Origin of the sequence: Flavobacterium sp., assembly GCF_040402955.1 — a bacterium.
Classification (GTDB): Bacteria; Bacteroidota; Bacteroidia; order Flavobacteriales; family Flavobacteriaceae; genus Flavobacterium.
Map to the genome: position 1 here is coordinate 1003 of NZ_JBBALQ010000042.1, position 1838 is coordinate 2840.

The 1838-nt window shown below is 32.2% G+C and carries 1 protein-coding gene; it reads right to left on the reverse strand.

From position 1 onward, the window contains the following. Nucleotides 1-81 precede the first annotated feature (81 nt). On the reverse strand, nucleotides 82-1838 hold a 1757-nt coding region (locus ABWP78_RS09770; protein WP_353171054.1), incomplete at its 5' end, for a hypothetical protein.

A 1838-nucleotide genomic window follows, 5' to 3' on the forward strand; every position in this document is an offset into this window, starting at 1 on the left:
AATTAAATAAAATTAAATAAAATTAAATAAAATTAAATAAAATTAAATAAAATTAAATAAAATTATAAAATTACTAATTATTTAATTATCTGCCTCATTTTCAATAATTTCGATATCTTTAAAAACTTTAGAACCGTTAGGGTTAATTGTGTCAAAGCCATTAACACCCATAACTCTAATAAACTCTCTTATGTGTATTTTATTCTCAATTACTGAATCAAAATGTAGCTTAAGTTCAGTGGCTTTAATTCTCATTTTTAGATTTGGGTCAACTCTGCGAATACACGTTTTAATAAATTCGACAATTGGGTTATGATCGGCGAAATAGTTTGATGTAGCTTCTTGAATAACTTTCGGAATAGGAAGCTCGATATTAATATTCTTCTTTAGAGTTTCCAGAAGTAGCAAAATGTATTCGCGTCCATATTCTTCGCAGTTAATCTTACTCTTTAGTCTTCTGTCTATTTTCCTCTGAAATTCTTCAGTAGGATTTTCAACGAAACTAAAAGGGAATGTAATCACCTTAATACGCCGAATAAGACCGTCATCAACCTTCTTAATATTGGGTAAGGTATTACACTGAATGAATGGAGTAAACTGTGGCAGAAAAGCTATATTACCATTATATAATTGGCGGGTTTTAATATCATCATTCCCAGTAATAAGTTTTAGAAATGCTGTATTAAGACTCGTCTCACGGCCAAACATATCAGTGTCAGCAGGCTCGCTAACTACTAAATTGCGGATACCCTTAGAACTCGCAAGAGTGGGATTTGCGGAACCCTGCGCAACTGAAGATGTTAAGAAAGTGTTCTCTGTTGTTGAAATATAATCACCCAATGCTACTTTTTCAAGCATTGATACTATACCCTTTCCATTGCCACCACGTCCTACTTGTATTATACACGACTCGCTAGTATTTCCAAATAGCGAATGAGCCTTAATATTCAGGAAATAATTCTCCACTTCATCGTTCTCGAATATAGAATGAATTATTTCTTTAATATCTTTTCGAATCTTCTTATTACTTTCGGCCATTGAATATTTAGTACTCTTGCTAATGTAATCACTTGGAACAATATCACGGAATTCCATAATTGTCTTGTCAAACACCATGTTATTAAATGCTAGCAGATTCACACTATTATCTATTTTTTCGTCAATATCTGGAGAAGTATATTTTTCCTTGAGAAACACAACAACTCCCTTTAAATAACTCGCATTTCCAACATCTTTAAGCAATTTGTTAATGTTCTTGTTATCTTTAATATAGGATGGGTCATTTGGCTTCATTCGGTTGCGAATATGCAACAAATACTCGCCCACTGTTTTAGAAATATCACTATAGAAATCTGCAGGAAGTTTATCCCCAGTATTCTTTAGAATATTAAACTCATTATACGAATACCAACCTGAAAAATTAGAATAAACATATTTACTTGGATTCCTCTCATAGAAAATACTAGCCACTGTGCTATGGCTAATAAGTTCCAATGCTTTGAAAAATATACTATCATTTTGCTTGTTATTTACTGGCTCGTGTAGCGCAACAGGTTCCGGAATTTCTACTGCTTCCACATCACTATCAGATTCAGTATTAGATTCAGTATTAGATTGAGATTCTACACCGCTATCAATCTCAATAGCTTGGTCAAACTCCTTAACTACAAAAATTAAATCATAGCCAAACGTAGCCTTAACAACCGCATTAAATTCTACTAATATTTCAGGCTTATAATTATTCGCCATTAGCATTATACCGTCGAAACATAATACTGCTTCTTTCTTATTAATATACTTCTTTGAAACTGCATACTTATAAATACACTCTAAAATAC